8 protein-coding genes are annotated in these 13,793 nt (G+C 58.9%); 1 reads left to right on the top strand and 7 read right to left on the bottom strand.

The annotated features are described in order from the left end of the window. Positions 1–310: 310 nt before the first annotated feature. From acnA to CL546_RS04525, 3 genes are all read right to left on the bottom strand, one after another. A complete protein-coding gene (acnA, locus tag CL546_RS04535) occupies positions 311–3,058 on the bottom strand; it encodes an aconitate hydratase AcnA (RefSeq protein WP_290493227.1) in 2,748 nt (915 codons plus the stop codon). Positions 3,059–3,339: 281 nt separating this feature from the next. Next, a complete protein-coding gene (locus CL546_RS04530; RefSeq protein ID WP_290493228.1) occupies positions 3,340–3,645 on the bottom strand; it encodes a M48 family metallopeptidase in 306 nt (101 codons plus the stop codon). A gap of 314 nt (positions 3,646–3,959) precedes the next feature. Then, entirely contained in the window at positions 3,960–4,103 is a 144-nt protein-coding gene (locus CL546_RS04525) for a hypothetical protein (RefSeq protein WP_290493226.1), read from the bottom strand. Positions 4,104–4,203: 100 nt separating this feature from the next. On the opposite strand from CL546_RS04525, the gene CL546_RS04520 reads away from it, so the two are divergent. Next, a complete protein-coding gene (locus CL546_RS04520; RefSeq protein ID WP_290493225.1) occupies positions 4,204–4,827 on the top strand; it encodes a lysophospholipid acyltransferase family protein in 624 nt (207 codons plus the stop codon). A 136-nt stretch (positions 4,828–4,963) separates the two neighbouring features. On the opposite strand, the gene CL546_RS04515 is transcribed toward CL546_RS04520, so the two are convergent. From CL546_RS04515 to CL546_RS04500, 4 genes are all read right to left on the bottom strand, one after another. Next, positions 4,964–8,020, bottom strand: a complete 3,057-nt coding sequence (locus CL546_RS04515; protein WP_290493224.1) for a parallel beta-helix domain-containing protein — start codon at positions 8,018–8,020, stop codon at positions 4,964–4,966. A 72-nt stretch (positions 8,021–8,092) separates the two neighbouring features. Beyond that, positions 8,093–10,579, bottom strand: coding sequence for a membrane dipeptidase (locus CL546_RS04510; protein WP_290493223.1), 2,487 nt, complete (start codon positions 10,577–10,579; stop codon positions 8,093–8,095). A 247-nt stretch (positions 10,580–10,826) separates the two neighbouring features. Next, positions 10,827–12,458, bottom strand: a complete 1,632-nt coding sequence (locus CL546_RS04505; protein ID WP_290493222.1) for an ABC1 kinase family protein — start codon at positions 12,456–12,458, stop codon at positions 10,827–10,829. A gap of 130 nt (positions 12,459–12,588) precedes the next feature. Beyond that, positions 12,589–13,776 carry a helix-turn-helix transcriptional regulator gene (locus tag CL546_RS04500; protein ID WP_290493221.1) on the bottom strand — a complete coding sequence of 396 codons (1,188 nt, stop codon included), beginning with the start codon at positions 13,774–13,776 and terminating at the stop codon, positions 12,589–12,591. Positions 13,777–13,793: the final 17 nt, after the last annotated feature.

Raw genomic sequence — 13,793 nt, 5'->3', positions numbered from 1 at the left:
GCTACGAGCTACGAGCTACGAGCTACGAGCTACGAGCTACGAGCTACGAGCTACGAGCTACGAGCTACGAAAAATAGATAGAGGAGGTTGGGAAAGTTCCCGCTCTATTGAGGTCTGCTAAGTTGCGTAAGCCGACAACAGGGGAGGAGGGGCATGCCAGATGTCGGATTACGCCTTAGGCTAATGCGACCTACGATGGGGGACAAAAATACAGGAGACCGCGTCCGTTTCCGGGCGCGGCCTCCTGGGTTTGCTGCACACAACGCGGCTGGCCTGCGTTGTCGCGTGTTGCGTTAAACGTGCAGCGTTTCTATTTCATCATCTGTCTCAACACATAATGGAGGATGCCGCCGTTTTTGTAATACTCCACTTCCGCTGCAGTATCCAGGCGGGAAATGGCGTCGACCTTTTGCTCCTTGCCATCGCGGCGGAACACCACGGTGATGGTGTCACTCGGTTTCAGGTTGTTGTCCAGATCCGGGATATCCACTTCTTCGCTGCCATCCAGATTCAGCGTTTTGCGGTCGGTGCCTTCCGGGAATTGCAGCGGCAGCACGCCCATGCCGATCAGGTTGGAACGGTGGATCCGTTCGTAGCTCTCGGCGATCACTGCCTTGGCGCCCAGTAAGTTGGTGCCTTTGGCGGCCCAGTCACGGCTGGAGCCGGTGCCGTATTCCTTGCCGGCAACCACTACTGTGGGGACACCGTCTTTCTGGTAGCGCATGGCCGCGCCGTAGATGGAAATTTCCTCGCCTTCGGGCAAGTGCTTGGTAAAGCCGCCTTCGATGTCCGGGGTCATTTCGTTACGGATACGGATGTTGGCAAAGGTGCCGCGCATCATGACTTCGTGATTCCCCCGGCGTGAGCCGTAAGAGTTGAAGTCAATGGGCTCCACATCGTGCCCTTGCAGGTAATGGCCAGCGGGAGAATCAGCCTTGATGGCCCCGGCAGGGGAGATGTGGTCGGTGGTAATGGAGTCACCCAGTAGCGCCAGAATGCGCGCGTCTTTCACGGGTTGCACATCGTCCATTTCGGCGGTGAGTCCGTCGAAGAACGGTGGGTTCTGGATGTAGGTGGAGCTGCTGTCCCAGTCGTAGGTTTGTGAATCCGGGATGGGCAGGCTCTGCCAGGTTTCATCGCCTTCGAACACGCTGGCGTACTGGTTGCGGAACATGTCGTCGTTGATCTTCACCAGCTCGGCCTGAATTTCTTCTGAGCTGGGCCAGATGTCTTTCAGGTAGACCGGCTTGCCGTCGTTGTCCTTGCCGATGGGGTCGGAATCCAGATCGATCTTCACGGTCCCGGCAAGGGCATAGGCCACCACCAGCGGCGGTGAAGCCAGCCAGTTGGTGCGTACGCTCTGGTGTACGCGGCCTTCGAAGTTACGGTTGCCGGACAGTACCGAGGCGACCACCAAGTCGCCATCGGAGATGGCCTTGTCGATCTCCGGGGGCAGTGGCCCGGAGTTGCCGATGCAGGTGGTGCAGCCGTAGCCCACCAGATCGAAGCCGATATCGTTAAGCGGTTTTTGCAGGCCAGTCACATCCAGATAATCGGTGACTACCTTGGAGCCGGGGGCCAGTGAGGTTTTCACCCAGGGCTTGCGGTTCATGCCTTTCTCGGCGGCTTTCTTGGCCACCAGCCCGGCGGCGAGCATGACACTGGGGTTGGAGGTGTTGGTGCAGGAGGTAATGGCGGCAATCACCACGTCGCCGTGGCTCATGTGATGTTTCTTGCCGTCGATGACCACGGGCACATCGCCACCGCTGGGTTCGTGGTTGCCCACGGCGGTCTGGCCGCCTTCGCCTTCCAGCTTGCTGATTTCCTCGTCATTGAGTTTCAGTGTGTCGGTGACTACGTCGATAAAGGTGCGTTTTACTGAGGTGAGCGGTACCCGGTCCTGCGGCCGTTTGGGGCCGGCCAGGCTGGGCACCACGTCGTTCAGGTCCAGTTCCAGCACGTCGGTGAATTCCGGATCCGGGTCACTGCTGGAGCGCCACAGGCCCTGGGCCTTGCAGTACGCTTCCACCAGCGCAATGGTGTCCGCGTCACGACCGGTCAGCGACATATACTCGGTGGTGCGTTCATCAATGGGGAAGAAGCCGCAGGTGGCGCCATATTCCGGGGCCATGTTGGCGATGGTGGCGCGGTCGGCCAGGGTCAGGTCGGCCAGACCGTCGCCAAAGAATTCCACGAATTTACCCACCACACCCCGGCGGCGCAGCATCTCGGTAACGGTCAGCACCAGGTCGGTGGCGGTGATGCCTTCACGCAGTTTGCCGGTGATCTTGAAGCCAATCACTTCGGGAATCAGCATGGCGATGGGTTGGCCAAGCATGGCGGCTTCCGCTTCGATGCCGCCCACGCCCCAGCCCAGTACCCCCAGGCCGTTGATCATGGTGGTGTGGGAATCCGTGCCCACCAGGGTGTCCGGGTAGGCGTAGGTGTTGCCGTCGTCAGCATCTGACGACCACACCCCCTTGGCCAGGTATTCCAGGTTTACCTGGTGGCAGATACCGGTGCCCGGTGGCACCACGCGGAAGTTGTCGAAGGCTTTTTGCCCCCAACGCAGGAACTGATAGCGCTCCCGGTTGCGTTGGTATTCGATTTCCACATTTTCTGCGAAAGCCTGGGGATTGCCGAACTTGTCCACCATCACCGAGTGGTCAATGACAAGGTCCACGGGGGTTAGTGGGTTAATGCGGCCCGGATCGCCGCCGGCTTTCTTGATGGCATCGCGCATGGCAGCCAGGTCTACGACGCCGGGTACCCCGGTAAAATCCTGCATCAGTACCCGGGCCGGGCGGTAGTTGATTTCCTTGTCGGAGCGTTTCTGTTCCAGCCAGCGCATCACGGCTTCGATGTCGGCACTGGTAACGCTGTCACCGTCTTCAAAGCGGAGCAGGTTTTCGAGAAGGACTTTGAGGGAAAAGGGGAGCTTGCTGAGATCACCCCAGCCTTTGTCGGCGACCGTATTGATATCGAAATAATGATAGGTCTTGCCGTTGGCTTGCAGCGTTTTTTTGCTGTTAAGGGTGTCCTGGCCAATCCGTGTCACTACACACCTCCTGGGCTCTGATTGGAGTCCCGCGCCGGCGGATAGAACGGCCGCCAGCGGGAACACTGGCGCAGGATCAGTACAGTATTGCCACAAACCGAGGCACTGATGACCCTGCGTTATGACGTTAAGTCATTTCATACTACGCCCTTATGGCGAGGACATGAAACGGGCAGGCATGCTCTTTGGCTATATATGTGATCGTGAATGTAAATGCTTGTTGAATAAAGAGGTTTTGAGCGTTGCAGGGCTGCTGGTCGGGCCGGGTAATGGGCGGGTTCTCAGCCGCTTGAGGTGTCTTGCCAGAGCAGCCAGAGGCGGGTATCGAGCTCAAGCTGGTGGTAGTCCGGGGCCATGTGCGAGCAGAGTTGATAAAAGGCCTTGTTGTGGTCAGCTTCTTTGAAGTGGGCGAGCTCGTGGACCACGATCATGCGCAGAAAGGCTTCAGGCGCCGCCTTGAACTGGCTGGCGATGCGCAGGCTGTTATGGCTGCGTAGTTTGCTGCCATGAATGCGGGTTTGCCGGGTATGCATGCCCAATGCCTGGCTGAGTGTCTTCAGTTTGGCGTCGTAGTGAGCCTTGCCCAGTGGCGGCGCCTTGCGCAGGTATTGTTGTTTCAGGGTGTTGGCGTACTGGAACAGGGGCAGGCAGGTTGCTGACCAACCCCTTGCATGCTCAGGCTTTCAGGCTGGCTCACAATCTAGGCGCACTTTTAAAGGCATGCTGGTTGCCTGTCGAGAAAGTGCAACAACGAGTGTGGGCTAGCCTGAAAGCCCCGTAGGGCGAGATCTGAAGCGCACATCTGCTGCGCTTTGCCGCTAGGAAAGGGAACCACCCTGTCCGTCGCGACAAAACACAACAGCTGCACCCTTCAGGTCTCGCTGAGTACGCAACGGGTTGGTCAGCAGCCTGCTTCGCCTTGAATCTCATGCTTGTCGGGATAGCGCTGTAGCAGATAGTCGCCCAGTCGCCCCTGATCCAGCAGGGCTTGGGCCTGCTGCTGGATTTGTGTGGGGTAGCCAGTCAGGTATTGCAGAGGGTGCATGGGGCCGATTATCGCTTGGTGTATACGTTGGGCGTTAGTGCCAATGTGATCGTGGGGCTGCGTGCGTATGATCGCCGCTCTCTTTGCAATGGACAATCCCATGTCGTCACCCCAGGACTTTGATTATCCCCGTCGCGGTAATGCTTTCTCCCGGTCGCTTGCCAGTGGCTTTTTGCGCCTGGCTGGCTGGCGGGTGACCAACCCCATGCCGGCGGTACCCAAGGCGGTGATTATTGGTGGGCCACACACGTCTAACTGGGATGGTATCTATACCCTGGCGGCGATGATGCAGTTGGGGCTGGATGCTCACGTGATGATCAAGGACAGCGCCTTCAAAGGGCTGTTTGGCTCTATGCTCCGCTGGATGGGCGCTCTGCCCATTGCGCGTGATAAAGCTGGCGGCGTGGTCGAGCAGACCGTGGAGCAGTTCAACTCCCGCGACAAGCTGGTGATGGTGGTGGCGCCAGAAGGTACCCGCGGCGGGGCAACGCAGTGGAAAACCGGTTTTTATCGTATCGCCCAGCAGGCGGGCGTGCCGATTGTGGTGGCGACTGCGGATTACGGTAAAAAGGAGATTACCTTTGCCCGGGTAATCGAGCCGTGCGGCGATGTAGAGAAGGATCTGGCAGAAATTTTTGAATGCTATGCCGCCATTCATCCGCGTCATCCGGACAAATTATCCGCGCCGTTAAAAGCCATTCGCGAAAGAGACGGAAATATTTGAGGCAGGGTGCCCGTTGCGCGTTGCATGCTGCGTGAAGCACATGGCGGCCGCAGGAGCGGCATAAGAACCCTCCCTTTGCAGGGAGGGGGTGTTGCACTCCTCTCCGATGGTGCTGGAGAGGAGGGAGGGGGGTCGATCAGTTACAGGCGCCAGCGTTCGTATAGCTGCTGTCCACGACGTTATTGATCCACTGATCAATCAGTGCGGTGGCTTCGCCATGGGCGACGCTGCGGGCAATCGGCGGCATCATTTTCTGCGGATCATCTTCTGCGCCGATACGGCAGGAGACGATGGAGCTGCCCGCACTACCGGGGACCAGTACATGCTGGCGACCGCAGGAGCCGCCACCAGTGGCAGTGGGCTTCTTGCACACCCCGTAGCTGGCGTTCACATCGCGGAAGTGATCCAGGTAATAACCGGTGTTGGACGCGGCGCCCTTGTCGTTGTGGCAGTGTTGACAGTTCACTTCCAGGTAGGCACGCACACGGCTTTCGATATCCGCCGCTGAGTTGGCGGTTTCTCCGCTGTCACCGGGCACATTCCAACGTGGCAGATGCTCAATGTTGGTGGCCACCCCATTGCTGATGGTCAACTCCGGTACGCCGGTCAGGATACCCAAATCCTTCCATTGCTTGATTTGGTTTACTGCCGGGAAGCCGGCCTGACCGCTGGTTCCCATAAAGGCAGATTCCGCTTTGTAGGCACGGTTCAGGTTACGCGGCTTGGGCCCAATGGGGGCACTGCCTGCCGGCTGGTCATCATTGGCGTGACAGGTCACGCACTGGTTGCCGTTAGGAATGGTGTAACCATCGGTGCTGCCGGTGAGCAGGGTGTTGGAATCGGCATCACGGTAATGCCAGGCCACCGACGCGGTGCCCCCGTTCATGGCCAGGCGCGCAACCCTCTTGCCGTCGTCTTCTTCCCAGATGTAGGGCAGGCCTACCCAGACGGCGCTGTCCTGGCTGTTCCTGCGTTTGATCAGCAAGCGGGTTTCTACCGGTACTTCGGTGCCTTGGCTTTCATCGGTGAATGCAAAGGTTTTGGCAATCACGGTGCCTTCCGGGAACACGATGCTGCCGTTGACGTTGTTGCCGCCCTGGCCGTCGCTGTACACCGCTTGCTCGCCGGGTGGCACAAACACGACCCGATACTTGGTTGAGTAATCAGAGAACAGCTTGGTGTTCAGCACAAAGGGCTGGCCGCTTTCGTTTGGTGTGCTGCGCGGATCTTCAGCATCGGCAAACAGGTTGTACTGAGCCAGCGTCGGGCAGTTGTAGTTCAGTGCTTCGCGGTTGATTTCGCCGTCTGCAACTTCAGCGCTACAGTAGAAATCGACAACTTCATCCGAAGGTGCTGGGTCGAACTCACCGCTTGGCTCGAAGGGCGGGATTTCTACCCGTGGCAGTGATGCCAGGGTGGTACCGAAACGGGCCTGGCAATCATGCTCGGACATGTCGGTGTCGGAGGCGATATTCAGTAACCCCTCAATGGCACCTCTGATGCCTGCGGGATCCAGAATAGAGAAATCCTGTTCAGCAATGGCCAGTACCAGTTCCAGCCCATCGGTGCCGTGGAAGTTCAGGTAGGGCGCGCTGTCGCTGTCCAGTTCGTTATCATGAATACAGGTGCCCCACTCCGGCAGGATGCGGTCGCCATTTTCGTTGAACTTGTAGGCGTTGTAGTGGCAGCTGGGATTCGGGTGCTCGTTGGTATGAATGGGTTTGCCGCTGTCCCACATGGGTACCGGATCACCATTGTTGTCTACCGGATAGGGGCAGTCTTCATCCAGGTCGTCGCGCAGACCATCCCAGACGATGTGAGCACCTTTACCCAGATTCAGGAGGTTCGGCAGGCTGGCCAGCACTTCGAGAAGGTTGGGGGAAAGCTCAGGCAGGTTTTTCAGGCCGATCAGGGTCGGCAGCACACTTTCTACTTCGCCATTGGCAAGCTTTTCCAGATCCGGGGGCGGCAGATCATAACCGGAGTTCTTCATCACGTTGTTATGGATGTGAAGCCCTTCGGTATAGGGGTCGATTTTTTTGTCGGCAGTGTTGTTTTTGCCATCAATCAACTCATAGCTAACGTGGATTACTGCCGCCGTGCTGTGGTCTTCGAAGGTGTTGTTGAGTACTTCGATGTTGTCGTAGCCCAGGGTAATAAAGCCCGTGCCACGGGGAACAACAGAGACCAGGCCGCTATGGGCAAAGTTGTAGGTGTTGTTGTTGCGAGCGGTGTTGTTGATCATCACCGAGGTATCACCGTAACGGGTGATGTTTTCCAGGTCGTAGATCAGGAAGGCGCCGGTATTACACTCGGCAATGTTGTTGTCGTACTCGCCGCCTTGCACGTTTTCGATTTCAAAACCCATTACGTTATAAGCGGCACGGCTGTTACGAATGATGGCGGTGTTGGTCTGGCCAACATAGATGCCTGCATCGCTGGCGCCGATGGATTCACTGTCTTCTACCAGAATGTTCTCTGACTCTACCGGGTAGATGCCGTAGCGGCCGCTGGCGGAACTGGGGGTGTAATCCGGGCTGGAGTCTCCCTCGTTGTAAGGGGGCGCGGTACAGGACACATGGATCTTTTCCGCGTAGTTATCTGCGGTGATCGGTTCGCCACCGCCGGACCACATGGCACGTACGCCACGCAGGGTGCCCCACTTTACGCTCTTCAATTTGAAGGCGTCGCCGGGGGAATCGAGGATGGTCAGATCTTCCACGGTAATGCCGCGAATGTTCAGCGCTTCCAGACCAGTCACGTTGACACTGTCTTTGAATGACAGAATGGTTTCATCTTTGCCGCAACCTTTAATCAGTACATCTTCGGTGGCCTGGATCAAGATACCCTGGTCCAGTTCGAAGTAACCGCATTCGAATTGCAGGGTGTCTTTTGGACGCAGCTGGACCATGGCGTTGACCATGTCTTCGGTGGCGTCTTCACCGGGGCTGATGAGGAACGTTCGGCCAACGGTATCGGGGGGCGTAGTGTCGCCTCCGTCACCGCCATCCCCTCCATCATCGCCGCCATCACCACCGTCATCCCCTCCATCACCACCGTCGCCGCCATTGTCGGGATTGTTGGGTGTGGCGGGATTAGTGGTCGGTGATGAGCCGCCGCCGTCACCGCCGCAGGCGGTGAGTGCCAGAGTGACCGCCAGTGCGATGGCCGGCCAGAATCGGTTCATGTTCATGATCGGTTCCCCGTTGTCGTTTATTGTTGCTGCTGCCTGAAAGGTTGCATGTTTTATGTGGAGGTATGGCCGCTATTGCGCGGCTTGCTCCAGTCGTTCCCACATCCGTATGTACGCTTCTGCCGAGGTGAACAGTTGGTTCACCGCGTCATCAATGTCTTCCTGCGGACGATCACTGTTGAGCATCATGTCGGCGATCTGGTCCGCATAGAGTCCGTAGTGCGCCACGCCACGGCCTTCATAGAGACTGAAGGCGTGGTCACCGGTAATTTGTTTGTTGAATTGCACCTGACCATCCACCGAGGTGAAGGGGTAAAGCTCGGCTTCCTGATCAGGTGTGCCGGGGTTGCCGGCAAGATTGGCAATGCCGTTCACGTCGGACGCAAATGGGGCGCCACCGAAGGGGCCAACCTTGAAGGCCGGGTCGCGGGGGCGATTGCCGTCGCGGGTCAGCTGGTCTACCCAGTTGCCGCGCACGCTGCCGAACGACGCCGTAACGCCGCCCTGGCTGGCGATCTGATCGCGCAGGGCTTCGGTGCCGGTCCAGTTGCCATGGCTGTTGATAATCGGGTAGTCGCGTGCACCGGTAACATCGAGAATCTGGGTGGCGGCTTTGCGGCTGATATGGTCAATCTCGATCATCATGCCGCGGCGGGTCAGTTCTTCGATCAGGAAGAAACCCAGGTCGGTGAGGCCGCGGGTGTTACACAGGTGGTCGGTGCCACGGCGTGGATCGTAGGCGGCGAACTCTTCCGGCGTCGCCGGGAAACGGTCGCCGACGTAGTCGATCTGGAATAGCAGCTGGTCAAAAATGCCCAGCGGTTGAAGCGGGTTTTCAAGAGCAATCGCGTCACCCTCATGGTCATGATCCGGGCAGTCCTCGAATTCCACCAGATGACCGGTTTCCAGCAGGTTGCCGCCATACAGGACGGCACCGATACCCACGCCTTCGGACAGATCGGGCAGGTGGCCGCCGAAGGCATTATCAAATTTGTGCACCGGGAACAGGCTGCGCACATCCATGGCGTAGAGCCGGTCCAGCCGTTCCACGATTTCTTCGCGGGTACATTCCGGGGCATTGAGAAACTCGCCACAGTTGAGTGCCTTGGATGCCTCCACGCCGAGGATGACCGCCATTTTTCCGTCGCCGATGACCTGCCGGGCCTGGGCGGGATCGGTGACGATGCGGAACCAGCCCTTGCCGGGGCCACCGTTCTGGGCGTCGATGTAATCCTGCATGCGATGCATCTGTGTGGCCTGCATTTCAATGGCGGCCATGGTGTCGCAGTCATTCTGTTTCTGTGGATTGAGCTGGCAGAGAATTTCGTTATGCACCAGGTGGTTGACGAGAATTTTCATGCCCGCCAGGTGCGCCCGTTCAATCCATTTGTAGTAACTCTGGTGGTGTTGCAATGAGTTGCTGCGGGGCCAGAACGTGTAGTCCGGCCAGCCCCGGGTTTCGTGGGGACCAGGGTTGCTGGTGACTTGTTCGATTAGCCCGGTGAGCCCCTGAGGGCCATGGTTGACGGCACAGTCGTGCAGGGCATGGTCGACCCCGAATTTGTGGAAGGGGTCGCCGTAGTTCACCCGCCCGCCGATAAATTCATAGGCGGAAATATGGCTGTGGGCATCCACGAAGCCGAAGATGTCATCGTCGTCCAGGCCGTCCACATTCTGGAAGCGGGGAACCTCGGTCAGGTAGTTGGCTGGGCCGTTATCAGCGACGACGGCGTTGAGTTCGGCTTCCGGATACGCCTTGCATCCGTCGCTGGGTGCCAGGGTGAAACGGTTGTTGTTCGCTTCCAGTTGCGGGGAAGTGAGAGTCAGGCCGTCGTCGTCGGCGGTGAGCAGCAGGCCAGTCACGTTGGAGGCCAGGGTAAAGGTGTCGCCGTCGCTGCGGTTCAGGTTCCAGACCGCCAGATCGTTGGCGTCATCGACCATGGCCAGGCTGGGCTGGATGTTGGTGTCACCCAGCCCGGTACCGATACCCCCCAGACTTTCGCCCAGTTCACGCAGCAGGCCACCGAGGGGGGCAACCGGGTCCAGCACCAGATTGAGGGTATCGCCCAGCCCAGATACCAGATAGCTCAGCTCTCCGACAAAGTTGCCGCTCTGGTCAAGAAACTCTCCGGCTGGATCGCTGATGCCGAGCAATTGTTTGTTGCCGGCGCTGCCGGGATCACGTTGATAATCCGACAGCAGCAAGTAGCGTCCCAGATCAGTGGGCTTCATGTAGAAGGCGGTGGCGTTACCGGCGTCGTTGGTGAGGCCATAGCCGTCTTCACTGGTGGCCAGAAACTGTTGCTGGCTTTGCAGGGTGTAGCAGCCATTGGCGAATTGGTAGCGGTTCAGGGGCTCGGGTTCCGGCTCAGGCTCCGGGGTCGGGTCCGGTGTTTCCGGCTCACGGGGTGTTTCCGGGGTAGCCGGGGAATCACTGGCAACGGTGGAGGCGTTGCTGCTGCCTCCACCACCGCAGGCGGCAAGCAGGCTGGCGCTGAGCAGTAATGCCAGCGTAAGCCGGTGAGAGATAAAAGCGGGAGCCTGGCTGAGTGGATACATTGCTAACCCCTTGGCGGTGCCTGTGGTGGGCACTGTTCTTGTTTGTGCAATGCGCAAGGTGTCGTGCGAATGGGTGGCACGATCGTACACATTGATTGGTACAAGTGTGCACATTAATCAGGGGGCGGTGCTGTAGCGTTATTGTCAGTATTGGTGACAGTTTCTTTTCATAGGGATACAAAACGGCAAAGCCGGGTGGGCCGGACATTGCTGTTTTCAGGGATCAGGGGAGGGGTTGTGCAGGGTGTCAGGCCGCCTGGCTGGGGGTGCGAGCGGTGGTGGGGCCATCCAGCGGGCGGGTCAGGTAGCCGAGTATCAGGGTGGCTACGTCCACATTGGGTTGGTAGTGGAGAAACAGCCCGCCCAGGGTGCCGAAGACCCGGGCCAGCATGATGAAATCGCCGGGCAGGCTCTGTACCGGGTCATGTTCCAGCCGGCCGAGCAGTTCGCTGACCTGCTGCATCATGGCTTCCGGGCTGGGCCAGCCGGCCTGCTGATCGGGATTGATAATGGCATCGCGGACCTGGTCGAGCACGGCAGACACGAATGCCAGCAGGGTGGCCGGATCGCCGCTGCGGGTGACAAAGCCCAGGGCGGTGAGGGTGTCGGCGATGACGGTTTGATCGCCCACGATGCAGGCCTGCAGAACCCGGAAGTAGCCGCGACGGGCGTCGTCGGTAAGGGCTTGCGCGCAGCCGAAATCCAGCAGTACCAGTGTGTTGTCCGGGGTGATCATGATATTGCCGGGATGCGGATCGGCATGGAACAGGCCGCCGTGAAGGACCTGGCAGAACCAGGCATCCAGCAGCGTACTGAGCAGGGCGCTGACCCGTGCAGGATCCGATGTTTTCAGGCGATCCAGGGTCAGGGTGAGCTTCTCGCCCTGAATGAATTCGGTGGTGAGCACATGCCGGCTGCTGTACTCGGGCACCAGTGTCGGCACTCGAATCCCGGGGATGGCTGCGAGCTGTCGGCCAATATCTGTCATCACCCGGGCTTCACGCTGATAGTCCAGTTCTTCGCGAACGGTGCGTTGGATTTCGTTGACGATGGTGTCGATATCCATGGGCGGCAGGGCGGATTTCACCGCATCCATAAAGACCTTGAGCAGGGTCATGTCCAGTTCGACTACATCATCCAGCCCCGGGCGCTGCACTTTGACCGCCACTTCGCGGCCGTCGTGCAAGCGGGCGCGGTGCACCTGGCCGATACTGGCAGCGGCCAGGGGCTGGGGGTCCACATGGGCAAACAGCGTCTCCAGTGGCTGGTTGAACTCCTGCTCCAGTACTGCCGCAATGTCGGCAAAGGCCACCGGGCTGGCCTGGTCCTGCAATACGGCCAGTTCATCCACCCAGGCCTGGGGCAGCAGATCCGGACGGCTGGAGAGCAGCTGTCCGATTTTCAGGAAGGCACCGCCTTGCTCCAGGGAAGTGTCACGAAAACGTTTGGCGTTGCGCTTGTGCAGGTTGGCCAGCGCGGCGTCGCGCATGCTGCCGGGCAGGAACGCGGCCCTGGTGCCCCACAGGCGGTAGCTGGCGACGACCTTGGTGAGCATCCAGCCGGTTTTGGTCAGGCGCTTGAGGCGTGCGGGCCAGCGTCGGGCTTCGTCGGCGAGCAGCTGCATTTCTTCGTTCATCGCGCTGGCACCACGGGTGACTGCCTTACAGGCAGTCATGGCCTGGTCGGCGATCTCCCGGCCTTGCCAGGCGGTTTTCTCGATGGCCTTGATGCAACCCTCGACCACGGCAATCCAGGCTTTCAGTCCGCTGTCTTGCTGTTTGCGTTCGGCAAAGTCGTTGAGCGGTTGCCAGTTCGGTACCTGGTCCGGCTGCGGCTGAGCAGGCTGGATAGTGGTGTTTTGCGCTGATGTGGCTCGCATCGGGACGGGCCCTCCACAGATTTTGTGTATAAGTGTTCACAAAATACTGTGAAGATGGAAAGGGGGCAAGCCAAATGTCAGCATGGGGACTTTATTGTTTGACAATGCGCCGTGATGCCGGGATTAGGCCCTATGAAAGGGCCCTGACCAGCATGGCGACCAGCTCTGTCTGCTTGCGGTAGCCATTTTTGGCCAACAGATTTTTGATGTGTTGGCGAGCTGTGTGAACAGATATGCCGTTTTTGTCGGCGATTTCGGTGGCGTTTAAGCCGTGAATCAGTTCGATGGCGATGCCCGCTTCTGCCGGCGTGCACTGAAACAGCGACTGCAGCTTGCCCAGATCCGGTTCCATCGTGCTGTCGTAGCGAAACAGTTCGGCAAGCACGCCGTTATGCTCTTTTTTCTCGGCGATCAGAGGAGTCAGGCAGATGGCGATGCGCTCGTGGCGGTTATCCACGAACAGGGTTTGGGTGGCGGGGGTGCCCTTCTGGGAGTGAATGAGGCAAGTGGTGATGGCGTCGCTGAGTTTGCGATTCAGGCGGGAATCCTTGCACTGCAGTCGCTGGTTGTCTGAAATGCTCAGGGTGTCACTGTGGGCGAGCAAATCCAGGGCGTTATTGTTGGCCTGGGCAATAGTGGCCAGGGCGTTGAATACCACCATGGGTTTGTTCACATGGTTGAGGGCCAGGGCCAGACTTTCGTTATTGCTGCGTGACTGGTAGAGCTTGAAGTGCAGGCTGACGGCGTTTTCCACGTGGGCAGCCAGCAGGTTCATTTGCAGGATTTCATGGTCCGTGTAGGGGCCAAAATCCCGGTGCCGGTTGGCAAGGAAGACTACATTGTTGTCATCCTGGCGACTGACGAGCATGCCGGCGCTGTCGCCCATGCCCACGGCTTCTGCCCAGGCACGGCTTTCTGCGCTCAGCATGTCGAGGATGGTGTTGCCGGTATCGCCGCGCAGGAATGAATCGAACTGACGTGGTGGCAGGGCTTCGTAACGGGCGAGGGCTTCATCCCGCTCGGGCAGATCACTGTTGATGTACCACTCTTCAAAGCCCTCGGGATAGCCGAAGGTCCAGCCATAGATCATGCGGCGGGGGTTGCTGCTCAAGCCGAGGATGCCCCCCTGGAGGGCGTTGAAGTGGGCCTGAAAGGCATCGAAAAACGGTTGGAACCCTTGGCTGGAATGCAGGCAGCCATAGAGGGTGGAAACTAACTGGTTGAAGCGGTACAGCTCATCGTGGCTAAGCGTCGGCGCCAGCGGGTCCGAAACCTGCTGTTCCTGCGGTTTGATCAATGTGATGGTGCTGGAAGGCATGGGCTTTTTCCCCCGGA

Source organism: Alcanivorax sp. (genome assembly GCF_002726155.1).
In the GTDB taxonomy this organism is placed as follows: Bacteria; Pseudomonadota; Gammaproteobacteria; order Pseudomonadales; family Alcanivoracaceae; genus Alcanivorax.
Note: the sequence above shows the minus strand (reverse complement) of the source record. Positions and strands in the feature narration are given on the sequence as shown.

Bases quoted from the DNA above. Each gene is read 5' to 3' on its own strand.
- CL546_RS04515 (WP_290493224.1), bottom strand. From the start codon at position 8,020: ATGAACATGAACCGATTCTGGCCGGCCATCGCACTGGCGGTCACTCTG.
- CL546_RS04520 (WP_290493225.1), top strand. From the start codon at position 4,204: ATGTCGTCACCCCAGGACTTTGATTATCCCCGTCGCGGTAATGCTTTC.
- CL546_RS04500 (WP_290493221.1), bottom strand. From the start codon at position 13,776: ATGCCTTCCAGCACCATCACATTGATCAAACCGCAGGAACAGCAGGTT.
- CL546_RS04505 (WP_290493222.1), bottom strand. From the start codon at position 12,458: ATGCGAGCCACATCAGCGCAAAACACCACTATCCAGCCTGCTCAGCCG.
- CL546_RS04510 (WP_290493223.1), bottom strand. From the start codon at position 10,579: ATGTATCCACTCAGCCAGGCTCCCGCTTTTATCTCTCACCGGCTTACG.
- CL546_RS04525 (WP_290493226.1), bottom strand. From the start codon at position 4,103: ATGCACCCTCTGCAATACCTGACTGGCTACCCCACACAAATCCAGCAG.